Genomic DNA, 12,913 nt, shown 5'->3' on the forward strand with positions numbered 1-12,913 from the left:
AAGGGGAAGTGCACACAGTGTCCTACCCGCTCCGGTCGGTGATAATCGCCGACATCGCCTGCGGATACGGGCTTGCCGAACGTTCCACGCCCCCGCGGGTCGACCCCGGATACTGATACCCGGTTGGGGCATATACGATGACCGCATGAGCGGGAACAGGAACGCAGCGCACACGCGGGGCCGTACGGGCCCCGTGTGGCTGAAGCTGCTCCTGGTTCCCCTGCTGCTCTTCGGTTTCTCGGCCATGCACACCCTCGGCCACGCAGAAGGTGCCGGCCACGGCGGTCACCTCGCCGCGGCCTCCGACACCGGGGACGGGCACTCCGCGGACCCACAGCCCGCGGGCGGGCACAACGCCGCACCGTGGGCCGAGTACGCCGCCCAGGAGGACCTGCCCGACCTCGACCCGACCGACATGTGCCCGACCCTGAGCGGGTTCACCGCGGTCAACCCCGGCGCGGCCACCACCGTGGTCACCCCCTGGCCCCAGGCCCCTCCGGGCTGGACACCCCAGGTCCGCACCTTCGACCCCTCCGGCGTCCAGGCCGAGAACAAACCCTCCCTGTCCTCCCTGCAGATCCTCCGGGTGTAGATGCCCGGCGGCCCGCCCCGGAACGGAAGGCGGCGCCGCCTGCGCACACACATCCGCAGCACAACTGACGAGGGAAGACGACCCATGATCACGTTCAAGCACGCCCTCAACGGCGCGGCCGCCGCGCTCGGAACCACCCTGGCGCTGACCGCGTGCGGGCAGGCCACCGGGGACGAGGCCTCCCCCGGCTCCGGATCGGCAGAGGCCGAGCAGGAGCAGTACAACGAGGCCGACGTGCACTTCGCCCAGATGATGATCCCGCACCACGAGCAGGCCGTGGAGATGGCCGACCTGGCCGACGACCGCGCCGGCGAGGAGGTCGGGGAGCTCTCCGACGAGATCCGCGACGCCCAGGGCCCCGAGATCGAACAGATGCAGCAGATGCTGCAGGACTGGGGCGAGGACTCCGGCGAGGACATGGACCACAGCGGCATGGCCGGCATGCTCACCGACGAGCAGATGGAGGAGCTGGCCGGCAGTGACGGTGAGCAGTTCGACACCCTCTTCCTGGAGCTGATGATCGAACACCACGAGGGCGCGGTCGACATGGCCGAGACCGTGTTGGAGGACGGCACCTCGCCCGAGGCCCGGGAGCTGGCCGAGGAGATCGTCGACACCCAGGAGGAGGAGATCGAGCAGATGCACGGCATGCTCGGCCACGACACCTCCGGGGACGGCTCCGAGGGCGCCGAGGACTCCGAGGACAACGGCGACCAGGACGGCCACGAGGACCACTAGGACCACTGGCCCGCACGCCCCGCTGCAGGCGCGCACATCCGATGGCGCCACGCAGCGGGGCCCAGTTCACGTACACCGGGCCGGACCGTTGCCGCCGAACAGGCCCTCGACCCGGCTCGCCTCCACGGGCCCGTCCGCGCGACCTGCGCGGGCGGGCCCGCTCGCGTCCGGGGCCTGCTCCCCTCCGAACAGGGCAACCCGAGCAACGAACCGTCCCCGGAACACGGCCCCGCCCCGGGGACGCGCCACGCCCTCGCCTTACCCCGCCTCTCGCCCAGGGTTGGGACATTCTCGGGGTGAGGGGGCACGAGCGCACACGAAGAGGTGTGCGCCGGCCTCACCGGGGAGGAGAAAACGTGGTCATGGCGGAGGAGTTCGAGGAGGGCCCGCCCAGGGTCCTGGTGGGCGTCGACGGGTCCGCGGCCTCGCGCGGCGCCGCGGAGTGGGCGGCCGCGGAGGCGCACCGGCGCGACTGGCCCCTGTTCCTGGTGCACGCGCTGGCGATGCCGCTGGTGATGTCGGTCTACGCGGGCCCGACGCGGTTCCCGCCCTCGGAGGAGCTCATGGCGCAAGGGCGGCACGTGTTGGAGGAAGTCTCCGACCACGTGCGCCGCCAACTGCCCGAACTGCGCTCGGAGACCGTGCTGGCCCTGGAGGAACCGCCCCTGGCCCTGTTGCGGCGGGCCCGCGCCGGGGACCTGGTGGTGCTCGGTTCACGCGGACTCGGGCCCGTGCGCTCGGCGGTGGAATCGTCGGCCGGGGTGCGCCTGGCCGCCCGATCACCCTGCCCGGTCGTGGTGGTACCCGGCCGCGAGGACACCCGCCGGCCCGTCGAGCCGCGCAGGATCGTGGTGGGGGTGGACGGGTCCGAGGACTCCCGCCGCGCCCTGCGCGCAGCGCTCGAACAGGCCGCCCGGGTTCCGGAAGGCTCGGTCCTCGTCGTACACAGCTGGCAGGTGCCGCTTCCTTTCGATCCGGGCCCGGACGGCGTCGAGGAGTGGTCCCCGCCCGCAGCGCAGCTGGACCGGCGCTCCCAGGAACTGGTCTCCGACATGCTCGAACACGTCTCCGACGCCGACACCGAGAGCGTCGGGGTGAGCGTCCTGCGCACGGGCGAGGACGCCGTCACCGCCCTGGTGGGCGCGGCCGAGGACGCCGACCTGCTCGTGGTGGGCTCGCGCGGGCGCGGGAGCGTGCGCGGACTGCTGTTGGGGTCGGTGAGCCAGGGCGTGATGCACGCCTCCCCGGTGCCGGTGATGGTGTTGCCGCACCGGGCGCACGGGAAGGCCTGAACGCGGCCCTGCGCGGGGATGCGGGCGGGGGCAGGCAGCGTGAGGGGACGCGCAACACCGGCTTCCACCAGCGCCGGGCCTGCCCGCGTCCGCGTCCCACGGCTGGCACACGCCGGAGAACGTGTCCTATAATCGGCGGCAATGTCTGGTCCCGCACGCTTCCTGTGCATGGCGCTCATCTCCATGTCACTCACGAGCACCGATGACGGCCTCTGTCGCCGCCGGTGCCGCATCGTCGTGCGCTGACGGACCCGACCTCCCTCCATTCCCCCGGGCCCCGCGCGCCCATCGCTCCGACGCGGCACCGGTGAACCCCGCACCCGGCCCTTCCGGGCGTCCGCGCCCTGTCATCCCCGTTTGGACACCATGACTGCTCAACCCACTTTGCCTGCCGAACCCACTGGGTCGGTGGACAATGACCGGGTCTCCCCGGCTCTGGCACTGAAGTGGCAACCGACCCTGTCCACCCCTGCGCCGCAGGCCCCCGAGGCCGAACCGGTCCGCTGGTGGCCGCTGGGCCTGGCCCTGCTGGGCGCCCTGGGGCTGTCGGCCTTCGTCTGGTCGGAGCACGGCGCCCTGCCGGCGGCCCTGCTCCTGCTGGGCACCGGCCTGGGCTTCACCCTGTTCCACTCGCGGTTCGGGTTCACCTCGGCCTGGCGCCAGTTCATCGCCGTGGGCAACGGCAAGGGGCTGCGCGCGCACGCGGTCCTGCTCGGCACCACAGCGACCCTGTTCGCCCTGGTCATCGGCACCGGAACCGGGTTGTTCGGCAATGAGCCCACCGGTTCGGCCGGCACCATCGGGATCGCCCTGTTCGCGGGTGCGTTCCTGTTCGGTATCGGTATGCAGCTCGGCGGCGCGTGCGCCTCGGGCACCCTGTTCACCGTGGGTTCGGGCCAGTCGGCCATCGTGATCACGCTCATCGGCTTCATCGCCGGTTCGGTGATCTACAGCGCCGCGTGGCCGCTGGTCAACGACCTTCCCGAGGTGCCCGCGGTGGTGCTGTCCGACCACGTGGGCTGGTTCGGTTCGTGGGCCATCACCATCGCCGTGCTGGTCGCGCTCGTGGTCATCACGCGGATGGTGCAGAACCGCCGCGTGCCGCCGCCCACCGGCGCCCCGCCGTCGGCGCAGGGCCTGGCACGGGTGCTGCGCGGCAGCTGGCCGATGATCGCCGGCGCCGTGGTCCTGGCCGTGCTGGGCGCGGCCGTGCTCATGACCTCGGGCACCACGTGGGGCATCACGTCGGCGTTCAACCTGTGGGGCGCCAAGTTCCTGCAGCTCATCGGTTTCCAGCCGGAGACCTGGGCGTTCTGGTCCCAGCCCGACCAGGCCGCGCAGTTGGAGGGCGCGATCCTGCAGGACCAGAACAGCCTGACCAACATCGGCATCATCCTGGGCGCCGCGGTGGCCGCCGGCGCGGCGGGCACCTGGAAGCTGCACACCGGGCTGAGCTGGAACATCGTCGCGGCCGGTCTGGTCGGCGGTGTGCTCATGGGTATCGGCGCGCGCCTGGCGGGCGGCTGCAACATCGGCGCCTACCTGGCCGGGATCGGTTCGGGCAGCCTGCACGGGTGGCTGTGGGCGATCTTCGCCCTGGCCGGGACCTGGGCCGGACTGAAGGCGCGGTCGCTGTTCGGGCTGGGTGTGCCCAAGCCCTCCGACAGCTCGTGCTGATCACCCCGCGCACGTGAGGACGGCCCCGGCAGCTGTTGCCGGGGCCGTCCTGTGTTCCGGCCGCGGGCGCCGTGCCGGCGCGCTCTGCTCGCGCGACCGGTCGACCGGGGCACGGTTCACCAGGTGCGGCCGGCCAGGCGGGCCACGTGCTCGGGCAGGGGGACGTCGACCTGGCGGGCGGGGTCCTGGCGCGGCTCTCCGACGGTCAGGGTCAGGGGGAGTTCTCCGGCCCAGACGGGCAGCAGGGCGTCCTCCGGTTCGTCGTTGGGGCCTCCGGTGCGCACCTTGACCGAGGCCTCGTCCAGGGGAAGGGCCAGGACTCGGGTCTTGGCCAGGTCCTGCTTGGAGGGTGCGCGCACCTGGTCCCACCGGCCGGGGACGAGGTGGTCGACGATGGCGCGCAGGGCGTCCAGGCGTTCGTCCCCGTCCTCGACCACCCGCGGGGTTCCCAGCACCATCGCCGAGCGGTGGTTGAAGGAGTGGTGGACGGCCGAACGGGCCAGGACCAGCCCGTCGGGCACCGTGACGGTCACGCACACCTCGGAGCCCTGGCGCAGGGAGCGGGCCCCGGTGGACCCGTGCAGGTAGAGGGTGTCGCCGATGCGCGCGTGGCAGGTGGGCAGTGCCAGGGGCGTGCCGTCCACGACCACGGCCAGGTGGCACAGGAGCCCGTGGTCGAGCACGTCGTACAGGTCGGCCCGGTCGGTGCGGGCCTTGTGCTTGGCGCGGTTCAACCGGGTGCGTTCGGTGGTGGAGAGCATGGCGCCAGCCTAGGCAGAAGTGGTCACCTACAATAGGTCCACTTCCGGGCAATAACAGGAGACCACTTCGGGGGTGGCGATGGCACGCGGTTCGATCGAGGCCCCGGTCCACCTGGATCGCACGGGTGCCCGTCCGTTGGCGGTGCAGCTGGCCGACCAGGTGCGTTCGGCGGTGGCCGAGGGCGTGCTGCGGCGGGGTGAGCGCCTGCCCTCCGGCCGGTCGCTGGCCGTGCAGCTGGGGGTCAGCCGCACGGTGGTCACCGAGGCGTTCCAGCAGCTCTACGCCGAGGGGTGGGTGGAGGGCCGGCACGGGTCGGGCACCTTCGTCGCCGGGGGCACGGGGCCCCTGCCGCACGCAGGCCGGCCCGACCCCGGCCCCTCCGAACCTCCGCCCTCGCCGGTCACGGACCGCGAGGGCGCACGGCGTGCGGGCCTGGTCGACCTGCGCCCGGGGGCCCCGTGGGTGGGATCGGTGGACCGGGCGGCCTGGCGGCGGGCCTGGCGCCACGCGGCCGAGCAGCCCCTGGACGACTCCCCCGATCCGCGCGGGCAGCCCCGGCTGCGGGCGCTGTTGGCCGAGCACCTGCGGCGGGTGCGCGGGGTGCGGGTCGGGCCGGAGAACGTCATGGTCACCCGCGGCACCGGACACGGGCTCGACCTGGTCGGGGCGGGCCTGTTGGGACCGGGCGCCCGCGCGGGGGTGGAGGAACCCGGGTACCGCAAGGCGCCGGCGGTCTTCGCGGCGCGCGGGGCGGTGCCGGTTCCGTGCCGGGTGGACGGCGAGGGACTCGTGGTGGAGGAACTGCCCGGGGACCTGGCGGCGCTCTACACCACACCCGCGCACCAGTACCCGCTGGGCGGGCGGCTGCCGGTGCCGCGGCGCGAGCGGTTGCTGGCGTGGGCGCGCGAGCACGGGACGACGGTGGTCGAGGACGACTACGACGGTGAGTTCCGGTACGACGCGGCCCCGCTCCCGGCGCTGTACGGCATGGACCCCGACCGTGTGGTGCTGCTGGGCACGCTGTCCAAGACCCTCTCCCCCGACCTGGGTATCGGCTGGTTGGTGGCGGCCCCGGACACGGTCGGGCGGTTGGCGCGTCTGCGTGCGGAGTTGTCGGACCGCACCCCCGGACAGCCGCAGGCGGCGACGGCGCTGCTGTTGGAACGGGGTGATCTGGACCGCCATCTGCGCCGGATGCGGCTGGAGTACGCGCGGCGACGGAGGTTGCTGAAGCGGCGGCTGGGGCCGTGGTTGACCGGGGACACCGCGGGGTTGCACGTGCTGCTCCCGCTGCCCGCCGAGGCGGTGCGCCCGGTGGTGGAGGGGGCGGCCGAACGCGGGGTGCTGGTGGTGGACACCGTGCACGCGAGTTTCGGGGAGCCGTCGGTGCACGGGTTGGTCCTGGGTTACGGCTCGGCCGGCATGGCGGACCTGGAGCGGGGATGCGGTGTACTGGAGGGGCTGCTGCGTGCGGTGACACCCGTTGTCCAGTGACGGGTACTTCGGCCCCGTTTACACCAGATATCCAATCCGAACAAGGGTGTCACCGAACCGCGACCACAGCGGTGCGTTTGACCTGGACAATGGAGACATCGTTGCGAATTGGGGGTACCGAGGTGCAGGGGCGTCGAACGGCGCATGACCTTTACGACGTAGATATTCCGTGGTGCGAGGGGGAAGGGTGACACCGGTGCATGCGACGTCATCCCGGGTCCGGTTCGACCACGAGTTCACGCTGCGCCCCATGCACGGCAACGCGGGTTTCGAACGCGCTCTGCTACGCCATTTCGAGGAGCAGGGGTGGGAGGGCGCTCCCCTCCTGCACTGCCGCGACCACGAGAACCGGCTCGTCCACAGTGTGCTGCGCGGGACCGCCGTGCACGACGACCGCTACCTGGAGGACGAGTACCTGCAGGGCGCGGCCGCGCTCGTGCGCGAGTTCCACGACCTGACCGCCGGCACCCGCCTGGCCGGGCAGTGGGAGGTGGTCTGCCACAACCAGCTCGCGCCGCGGCACACCATCAGCCAGAAGGGCGTTCCGTACGCGTTCGTGGACTGGGAGGCGGCCGCGCCGGGCGTGCGCCTGCACGACGTGGCCGACCTGTGCTGGCGGTACGTGGACCTGGGGCCGAACGCCGAGGACCCGTTCCGGCGTGTGCGGCTGATCTGTGACGCCTACGGGCTGGCCGAGCGCGAACCCCTGATCGGGACCATCATGGCCCGGCAGGACCGCTACCGGCGCATCGTGGAGTCCGGCGCCCACCGCGGGGACCCGCGCATGGTGGCCCAGTACCGGTCCGGCGAGACCCAACGCATGGGCCGGCGCCTGATGTGGATGCGCGAACACCAGCGCGACCTGGCCGCCGAACTGGCCTCCTGACCCGGGACTCCTGGCCTTCGCCCGCTCAGCAGGCCCGTGCCATGATGCGCCCATGGACCTGGAGCACGCCCATGTGCCCACCGGTGACGGTGTGTACCTGCACTGTGTCCTGGCCGGGCCGGTGGACGCTACCCCGCTCGTGGCGGTGCACGGCGGACCCGACTGGGACCACTCCTACCTGCTGGACCCGCTGATCAGGCTCGGCCACCGGCGCCTGGTCCTGCCCGACCTGCGCGGCTGCGGACGCTCCTCCCCCGGGCCCTGCAGCTTCGCCGCGGCCGCACGCGACCTGGCCCGGCTCATTCGTCACCTACGCCTGGAGCGCCCCGACCTGTTGGGCTTCTCGGCCGGGGGCCAGGTGGTGCAGCGCCTGGTGCTGGATCACCCCGGCCCGTTCGGGCAGGTGATCATGGCTTCCAGCACCCTGTGGCCGGTCACCGACGCCGACTTCGGCCCCTGGCCCGAACGCGACCGCCGGCGGGCGGCCGAGGCCGGCGTCTGGTCCACGCCCGCGCCCGCCGCCCCCGATCTGGTCAGACGGGCAGCTCTGGCCGGGGCGCCGGCCAACGTCTGGCGCCGGGACCGGATCGTGCCCTACCGGAGAATGCTGGAACGCGTGCGTTGGTCCGCGCACTGGTTGCGCGCGCTGCGCGCGGGCCGGCTGGATTCGCCGCGACCGGCCGACGGGCCGAGGCGTCTGGCCGAAGCCGACGCCGCGTGGCTCTTCCTGCACGGGCGCCAGGACATGGTTTTCCCCGCACACATGGCCGAGCGTGCAGCCGCCCTCCTACCCCGGTCGCGGGCGGTCGTACTGGACGGGGCAGGGCACATGGCCCACGTGGACCGGCCCGAGGCGTGGCTCGATGCCGTCGAGGACTTCCTCTCGGGTCGAGCACAAGCATCCGGCGCGGCGTAGCCTTTCGGCACGACCCGACCAGGAGGAGGAAGACCGTGGAGGAGACCCAGGACCTGCCCGACCGCAGCCGGCGTGTGGCCGAGGCGTTGGCCGGGATCGGTGCGCAGGGGCGCGTGCGCGAGCTGCCCGACTCCACCCGCACCGCCGCGGAGGCCGCCGAGGCCCTGGGCTGCGAGGTGGGCGCGATCGCCAACAGCCTGGTGTTCATGGCCGACGAGCGCCCGCTGCTGGTGATGACCAGCGGCCGGCACCGCGTGGACGTGGGTGTGCTGGCCGAGCGCCTGGGCAAGGGCCGGATCCGCCGCGCGAAGCCGGAGGAGGTGCGCGACGCCACGGGTCAGGCGATCGGCGGGGTGGCGCCCCTGGGCCACCCGGAGCCGGTGGAGACGGTCGTGGACCTCGCCCTGGAGGACTACCCGTGCCTGTGGGCCGCCGGCGGCACGCCCCGCACCATCTTCCCCACCGACTTCACCGAGCTGGTGAAGATGACCGCCGGCACCCCCGTGGCGGTCAACTGACCAGCGCCTCTCCCCCGTCGTGTCGAGGCGCACCTGGCGGGTCGAACAGGAACCCCGTCCGGCTCATCTGCCACGTGCGCCCCGACCTGGCGTAGAACTCTTGCCAACTCGACTCCGATCATGAAGGTTCTTTCCTGAGCCCACCGGAGCGTACCGAGCGTGCTTGAATGAACACACTCGGCAACGATCCGGCCCCGCTCGCTGGAGCTTTCGAAAAGGAGCCATGTTGGCGCACACGAACCGGAACCGCCCAGGCCGGGCGCACGACGTTCCGATCCCCCGGACCGCGCTGTGGGGCGGCGTCATGGCCGCCGCACTCGCCGCCTCGTTCCTGCACGCCCCGCAGGCCCTGGCCGCACCGGAGGACCCGCGGACCCAGGAGTGCGAGCCCGAGGAGGACGCCGTTCCCAAACGCCAGATGCGCGCGGAGTGGATCGCCGGCGTCGAGAACATCGACTGGCCCACCGAACAGGGCCTGAGCGCCGAGGAGCAACAGGCCGAACTGGAGGAGCTGTACGACGGCGCCGTGGACCGCGGCCTCAACGCCGTCGTGGTCCAGGTCCGCCCCACCGCCGACGCGTTCTGGCCCTCCCCGCACGAGCCGTGGTCGGAGTGGCTCACCGGGGAACAGGGCGGCGACCCCGGCTACGACCCGCTGGAGTTCGCCGTCGAGGCCGCGCACGAGCGCAACCTCGAGTTCCACGCCTGGTACAACCCCTACCGCGTGGCCATGCACGACGACCCCTCGCGCCTGGTCGAGGACCACCCCGCCCGCCAGAACCCCGAGTGGACCTTCTCCTACGGCGGGCAGCTCTACTACGACCCGGGCATCCCCGAGGCGCGCGAGTTCGTGGTCGAGGCGATGATGCACTCGGTCGACAACTACGACCTGGACGGCGTGCACTTCGACGACTACTTCTACCCGTATCCGGTCGACGACGAGGAGATCCCCGACGAGGACACCTACGCCGAGCACGGCGAGGGCTTCGACGACATCGGCGACTGGCGGCGCGACAACGTCGACACCATGGTCCGCGAGGTCAGCGAGGCCGTGAAGGCGTCCAAGCCGCACGTGAAGTTCGGCATCAGCCCGTTCGGGATCTGGCGCAACTCCGACACCGACCCGGCCGGTTCGGACACCGCCGGCATGGAGTCCTACGACGAGCAGTACGCCGACAGCCGCAAGTGGGTCACCGAGGGCTGGCTCGACTACATCAACCCGCAGCTGTACTGGCACATCGGCCTGGACGTGGCCGACTACTCGGTGCTGGTGCCCTGGTGGGAGGAGGTCGCCGCGACCACCGACACCCACCTCTACATCGGCCAGGGCGCCTACAAGGTCGGGGAGGAAGAGGGCCCCTGGACCGACGACCCGCGTGAGCTCTCCGAACACCTGCACCTGAACCAGGACCACCCGGGTGTGCACGGCGACGTCTACTTCAGCGCGACCTCGCTGCGCACCAACGCCCAGGAGGCCTTCGAGATCGTGCAGGAGGAGCACTACGCCCACCCGGCGCTCGTGCCGGTCGACCCGGACCTGGGCGGTGAGGCCCCGCCCGAGCCGACGGTGACGGGTTCGGAGCCGGTCGGGGACGGCCTCGAGCTGAGCGTGGCGCCGGCCGAGGGGTCGGACCCGGCCTACTACGCGGTGTACGCGATCGAGGGCCCGCCGGAGGAGGAGCCGGTCTGCGGCATCGGCGACGCCCGCAACCTGCTGGGCACCGTGCGCGCCGGCGACGACGGTACGGCCACGTTCACCGCGCCGGCCGCCGAGGGCGAGTACACCTACTACGCGACGGCGCTGGACCGCCTGCACCACGAGAGCGGCGCGAGCGAGCCGCACCACCTGCCCTGACCCGCCGTCCGGTCCGGGGTGCGCCGCGCCCCGGGCCGGGCCCGGCCCGGCACGGCACGGCACGTGATTGACGAACCGCCCGAACGGTTACGAGTCGGGCATGAGCCATCACGATTCACGCAGGCCCGATGACCCGGTCAACGCCGAGGCGCAGGACTGGGACGAGGCCGGCATGCCCGAACAGGAGGACTCCACCGAGGACGAGGCCCTGCCCGGTGACCGGGAGGACCCGACCACGATAGAGGAGGAGTACGACAGCTCGGCCGAGGAACGCGATCCGCTCGACGAGGCCCTGGCCCAGGAGGAGCCCGAGGCGCCCGAGGCCCTCGGCAGTGCCGCGCCCGACCGGGGACGGGACCGGGCCGGCGAGGGCGGACCGTCCTCCGACAGCGCTGTCGAGCCGGGCCCCGGAGGCCCGGAGAGCAAGGCCCTGCACCAGGAGGAGGGGCTCCGGCAGGAGGACGAGGGCGGGCGCCCCGGCGAGTGAGGGGCCGCCGGGGCTCCGCGCCTTCAGTACCGGCGTGATTCCAGGACGCAGAACTCGTTGTCCTCGGGGTCGGCCAGCACCGTCCAGGCTTCGTCGCCGCTCTGGCGCACATCGACCCGGCGCGCGCCCATGCGTTCCAGGCGGGCGATCTCGGCGTCGCGGTCGTCGTCCACGTGTGCGGCCAGGTCCAGGTGCAGGCGGTTCTTGACCGCCTTGTCCTCGGGAACGGGCACGAAGACCAGCCCGGGGTTGCCCCGGTCCCACTCCTGCACGGTCATGGGTTCGGCCTCCAGCCACGGCGGGATGACGACCGCGCCCTCCTCCTCGTCGACGATCAGCCGCCAGTCGAGCACCTCGGCCCACCACTGCGCCTGGGCGCTGTGGTCGCGGCAGTCGATGACGGTGGTGTACCAGCGCAGTGCCATGGGGGATTCCTTCCCGTTGCGCCCGCCCGGGGCGGGCCGTGCTCGGACGCGCACCACGGTAGGGGCAGGAACCGACGGTCCGGCGGCGGCCGCGCCGAGCTGGGGAAACCGCGTTGCCCGCCCACCGTCCCCCTGCCAGGGTGTGCACCATGACCGACGATGCCCTGGCCCCGTTGCGGCGCCAGTTCGACCTCACCTGGGCCCTGTTCGAGTACCACCTGGAGCGCCTGGAACCGCAGGACCACCTCTGGGAACCGGCGCCGGAGTGCTGGACCCTGCACCTGCGCGACGGGGTGTGGGTGCCCGACTTCGCCGAGGAGGAGCCCGACCCCGTTCCCGCCCCGACCGCGGGGTGGGTGGGCTGGCACATCGGCTGGTGGTGGAGCACCACGATCGAGCTGCTGCAGGGGCGCGATCCGCTCCCGCCAGAGGCGGTGCGCTGGCCCGGCCCCGAGGGCGCGGCGGAGTGGCTGCGCTCCTTCCGCGGGCGGTGGATCGCCCTGCTGCCGGAGCTCGACCCCGACGCCCCCGCGCCCTTCCCCTGGCCGGAGGGCACGGGGCACACCGTCACCGACACGGTGGCCTGGGTCAACGCCGAGCTCATGAAGAACGCCGCGGAGATGGGCCAGCTGCGGATCCTGCGCGCCGCCGGCGCACCCGGCTCACGGTGACCGCCCGATCCCCGCGCCGGGCGCTCAGCCCCGCGGGTTGAGCGCTTGGAAGAGCACGTGGTCCTGCCAGCGGCCGTCGATGCGCAGGTACTCGGGGGCCAGGCCGAAGGGCTGGAACCCGTTGCGCCTCAGCACCCGCTGCGAGGCGGCGTTGTGCGGCACGGTCTCGGCCTGCAGGCGGTGCAGGCCGAGGGGCCCGAAGGCCAGCGCCTTGACCTCGCCGACGGCCGCGGTGGCCAGGCCCCGGCCGTTGTGCGAGGAGGCGACCCAGTAGCCGATGGCGGCCGACTGCAGAGCGCCGCGCACGATGCCGTTGACCGTGATGCGCCCGACGATGCGGTCGGTGTCGTCGGTGACCACCAGCGGAACCTCGTGGCCGTCGGTGTAGCCGGTCAGCTGCTGGTCCAGGAGCCGGTACTGGCCCTGGGCGGTGAAGTACTCCTCGGGGCGCAGGGGTTCCCAGGGGGCGAGGAAACTGCGGTTCTCGACCAGGCGGGCGGCGATCTCCGCGGCGTCCTCCAGCCTGGCCAGGCGTGTGTGTGCCATGGGTACTCCCCTGTGCCGTCGGTGACTCCCGGCAGGTTAGCGTTCCAGCACAAC

At 72.6% G+C, this 12,913-nt stretch carries 14 protein-coding genes; 11 read left to right on the plus strand and 3 right to left on the minus strand.

Annotation, left to right across the window (positions count from 1 at the left end):
- Positions 1-145: 145 nt before the first annotated feature.
- The 4 genes from IDM40_RS02405 to IDM40_RS02420 all read left to right on the plus strand — a co-directional run bounded on the left by IDM40_RS02405 (position 146) and on the right by IDM40_RS02420 (position 4,299).
- Entirely contained in the window at positions 146-592 is a 447-nt protein-coding gene (locus IDM40_RS02405) for a DUF6153 family protein (protein WP_216630241.1), read from the plus strand.
- 84 nt (positions 593-676) lie between these two features.
- Positions 677-1,330 carry a DUF305 domain-containing protein gene (locus tag IDM40_RS02410; RefSeq protein ID WP_193120220.1) on the plus strand — a complete coding sequence of 218 codons (654 nt, stop codon included), beginning with the start codon at positions 677-679 and terminating at the stop codon, positions 1,328-1,330.
- Positions 1,331-1,692: 362 nt separating this feature from the next.
- The gene (locus IDM40_RS02415; protein WP_193120221.1) at positions 1,693-2,622 is read left to right on the plus strand and encodes a universal stress protein; all 930 of its coding nucleotides are present in this window, start codon (positions 1,693-1,695) and stop codon (positions 2,620-2,622) included.
- A gap of 366 nt (positions 2,623-2,988) precedes the next feature.
- Positions 2,989-4,299 carry a YeeE/YedE family protein gene (locus tag IDM40_RS02420; protein WP_216630242.1) on the plus strand — a complete coding sequence of 437 codons (1,311 nt, stop codon included), beginning with the start codon at positions 2,989-2,991 and terminating at the stop codon, positions 4,297-4,299.
- 116 nt (positions 4,300-4,415) lie between these two features.
- Here the strand turns inward: IDM40_RS02420 and IDM40_RS02425 are convergent, their stop codons facing one another.
- Positions 4,416-5,060 (minus strand): pyridoxamine 5'-phosphate oxidase family protein, encoded by a 645-nt coding sequence (locus IDM40_RS02425; RefSeq protein ID WP_193120223.1) that lies wholly within the window; start codon positions 5,058-5,060, stop codon positions 4,416-4,418.
- Positions 5,061-5,139: 79 nt separating this feature from the next.
- Here IDM40_RS02425 and pdxR point away from each other — a divergent pair, with 79 nt between their 5' ends.
- The 6 genes from pdxR (at position 5,140) to IDM40_RS02455 (ending at position 11,217) form a co-directional block, all read left to right on the plus strand.
- Positions 5,140-6,555 carry a MocR-like pyridoxine biosynthesis transcription factor PdxR gene (pdxR, locus tag IDM40_RS02430; RefSeq protein WP_193120224.1) on the plus strand — a complete coding sequence of 472 codons (1,416 nt, stop codon included), beginning with the start codon at positions 5,140-5,142 and terminating at the stop codon, positions 6,553-6,555.
- Between the two features lie 196 nt (positions 6,556-6,751).
- On the plus strand, positions 6,752-7,441 hold the full coding sequence (locus IDM40_RS02435) for a phosphotransferase (RefSeq protein ID WP_193120225.1): 690 nt from the start codon (positions 6,752-6,754) through the stop codon (positions 7,439-7,441).
- 52 nt (positions 7,442-7,493) lie between these two features.
- On the plus strand, positions 7,494-8,357 hold the full coding sequence (locus tag IDM40_RS02440; RefSeq protein ID WP_193120226.1) for an alpha/beta fold hydrolase: 864 nt from the start codon (positions 7,494-7,496) through the stop codon (positions 8,355-8,357).
- A 35-nt stretch (positions 8,358-8,392) separates the two neighbouring features.
- Positions 8,393-8,875, plus strand: coding sequence for a YbaK/EbsC family protein (locus tag IDM40_RS02445; protein ID WP_193120227.1), 483 nt, complete (start codon positions 8,393-8,395; stop codon positions 8,873-8,875).
- Positions 8,876-9,098: 223 nt separating this feature from the next.
- The gene (locus IDM40_RS02450; RefSeq protein ID WP_193120228.1) at positions 9,099-10,730 is read left to right on the plus strand and encodes a glycoside hydrolase family 10 protein; all 1,632 of its coding nucleotides are present in this window, start codon (positions 9,099-9,101) and stop codon (positions 10,728-10,730) included.
- A gap of 100 nt (positions 10,731-10,830) precedes the next feature.
- A complete protein-coding gene (locus IDM40_RS02455) occupies positions 10,831-11,217 on the plus strand; it encodes a hypothetical protein (protein WP_193120229.1) in 387 nt (128 codons plus the stop codon).
- A 23-nt stretch (positions 11,218-11,240) separates the two neighbouring features.
- Here the strand turns inward: IDM40_RS02455 and IDM40_RS02460 are convergent, their stop codons facing one another.
- Positions 11,241-11,642, minus strand: coding sequence for a VOC family protein (locus IDM40_RS02460; RefSeq protein WP_193120230.1), 402 nt, complete (start codon positions 11,640-11,642; stop codon positions 11,241-11,243).
- A 149-nt stretch (positions 11,643-11,791) separates the two neighbouring features.
- Here IDM40_RS02460 and IDM40_RS02465 point away from each other — a divergent pair, with 149 nt between their 5' ends.
- Positions 11,792-12,313, plus strand: a complete 522-nt coding sequence (locus tag IDM40_RS02465; RefSeq protein ID WP_193120231.1) for a DinB family protein — start codon at positions 11,792-11,794, stop codon at positions 12,311-12,313.
- Positions 12,314-12,337: 24 nt separating this feature from the next.
- On the opposite strand, the gene IDM40_RS02470 is transcribed toward IDM40_RS02465, so the two are convergent.
- Positions 12,338-12,859: a GNAT family N-acetyltransferase gene (locus IDM40_RS02470; protein ID WP_193120232.1), complete on the minus strand. Its 522-nt coding sequence runs from the start codon at positions 12,857-12,859 to the stop codon at positions 12,338-12,340.
- Between the last annotated feature and the right edge of the window lie 54 nt (positions 12,860-12,913).

Origin of the sequence: Nocardiopsis coralli (assembly GCF_014892575.1) — a bacterium.
Taxonomy (GTDB): Bacteria; Actinomycetota; Actinomycetes; order Streptosporangiales; family Streptosporangiaceae; genus Nocardiopsis; species Nocardiopsis coralli.

What these genes read in the sequence shown, in the direction of transcription:
- IDM40_RS02425 (WP_193120223.1), bottom strand. Translation starts at nt 5,060, where the DNA reads ATGCTCTCCACCACCGAACGCACCCGGTTGAACCGCGCCAAGCACAAG.
- IDM40_RS02420 (WP_216630242.1), top strand. Translation starts at nt 2,989, where the DNA reads ATGACTGCTCAACCCACTTTGCCTGCCGAACCCACTGGGTCGGTGGAC.
- IDM40_RS02450 (WP_193120228.1), top strand. Translation starts at nt 9,099, where the DNA reads ATGTTGGCGCACACGAACCGGAACCGCCCAGGCCGGGCGCACGACGTT.
- IDM40_RS02415 (WP_193120221.1), top strand. Translation starts at nt 1,693, where the DNA reads ATGGCGGAGGAGTTCGAGGAGGGCCCGCCCAGGGTCCTGGTGGGCGTC.
- IDM40_RS02410 (WP_193120220.1), top strand. Translation starts at nt 677, where the DNA reads ATGATCACGTTCAAGCACGCCCTCAACGGCGCGGCCGCCGCGCTCGGA.
- IDM40_RS02440 (WP_193120226.1), top strand. Translation starts at nt 7,494, where the DNA reads ATGGACCTGGAGCACGCCCATGTGCCCACCGGTGACGGTGTGTACCTG.
- pdxR (WP_193120224.1), top strand. Translation starts at nt 5,140, where the DNA reads ATGGCACGCGGTTCGATCGAGGCCCCGGTCCACCTGGATCGCACGGGT.
- IDM40_RS02465 (WP_193120231.1), top strand. Translation starts at nt 11,792, where the DNA reads ATGACCGACGATGCCCTGGCCCCGTTGCGGCGCCAGTTCGACCTCACC.
- IDM40_RS02470 (WP_193120232.1), bottom strand. Translation starts at nt 12,859, where the DNA reads ATGGCACACACACGCCTGGCCAGGCTGGAGGACGCCGCGGAGATCGCC.
- IDM40_RS02405 (WP_216630241.1), top strand. Translation starts at nt 146, where the DNA reads ATGAGCGGGAACAGGAACGCAGCGCACACGCGGGGCCGTACGGGCCCC.
- IDM40_RS02455 (WP_193120229.1), top strand. Translation starts at nt 10,831, where the DNA reads ATGAGCCATCACGATTCACGCAGGCCCGATGACCCGGTCAACGCCGAG.
- IDM40_RS02460 (WP_193120230.1), bottom strand. Translation starts at nt 11,642, where the DNA reads ATGGCACTGCGCTGGTACACCACCGTCATCGACTGCCGCGACCACAGC.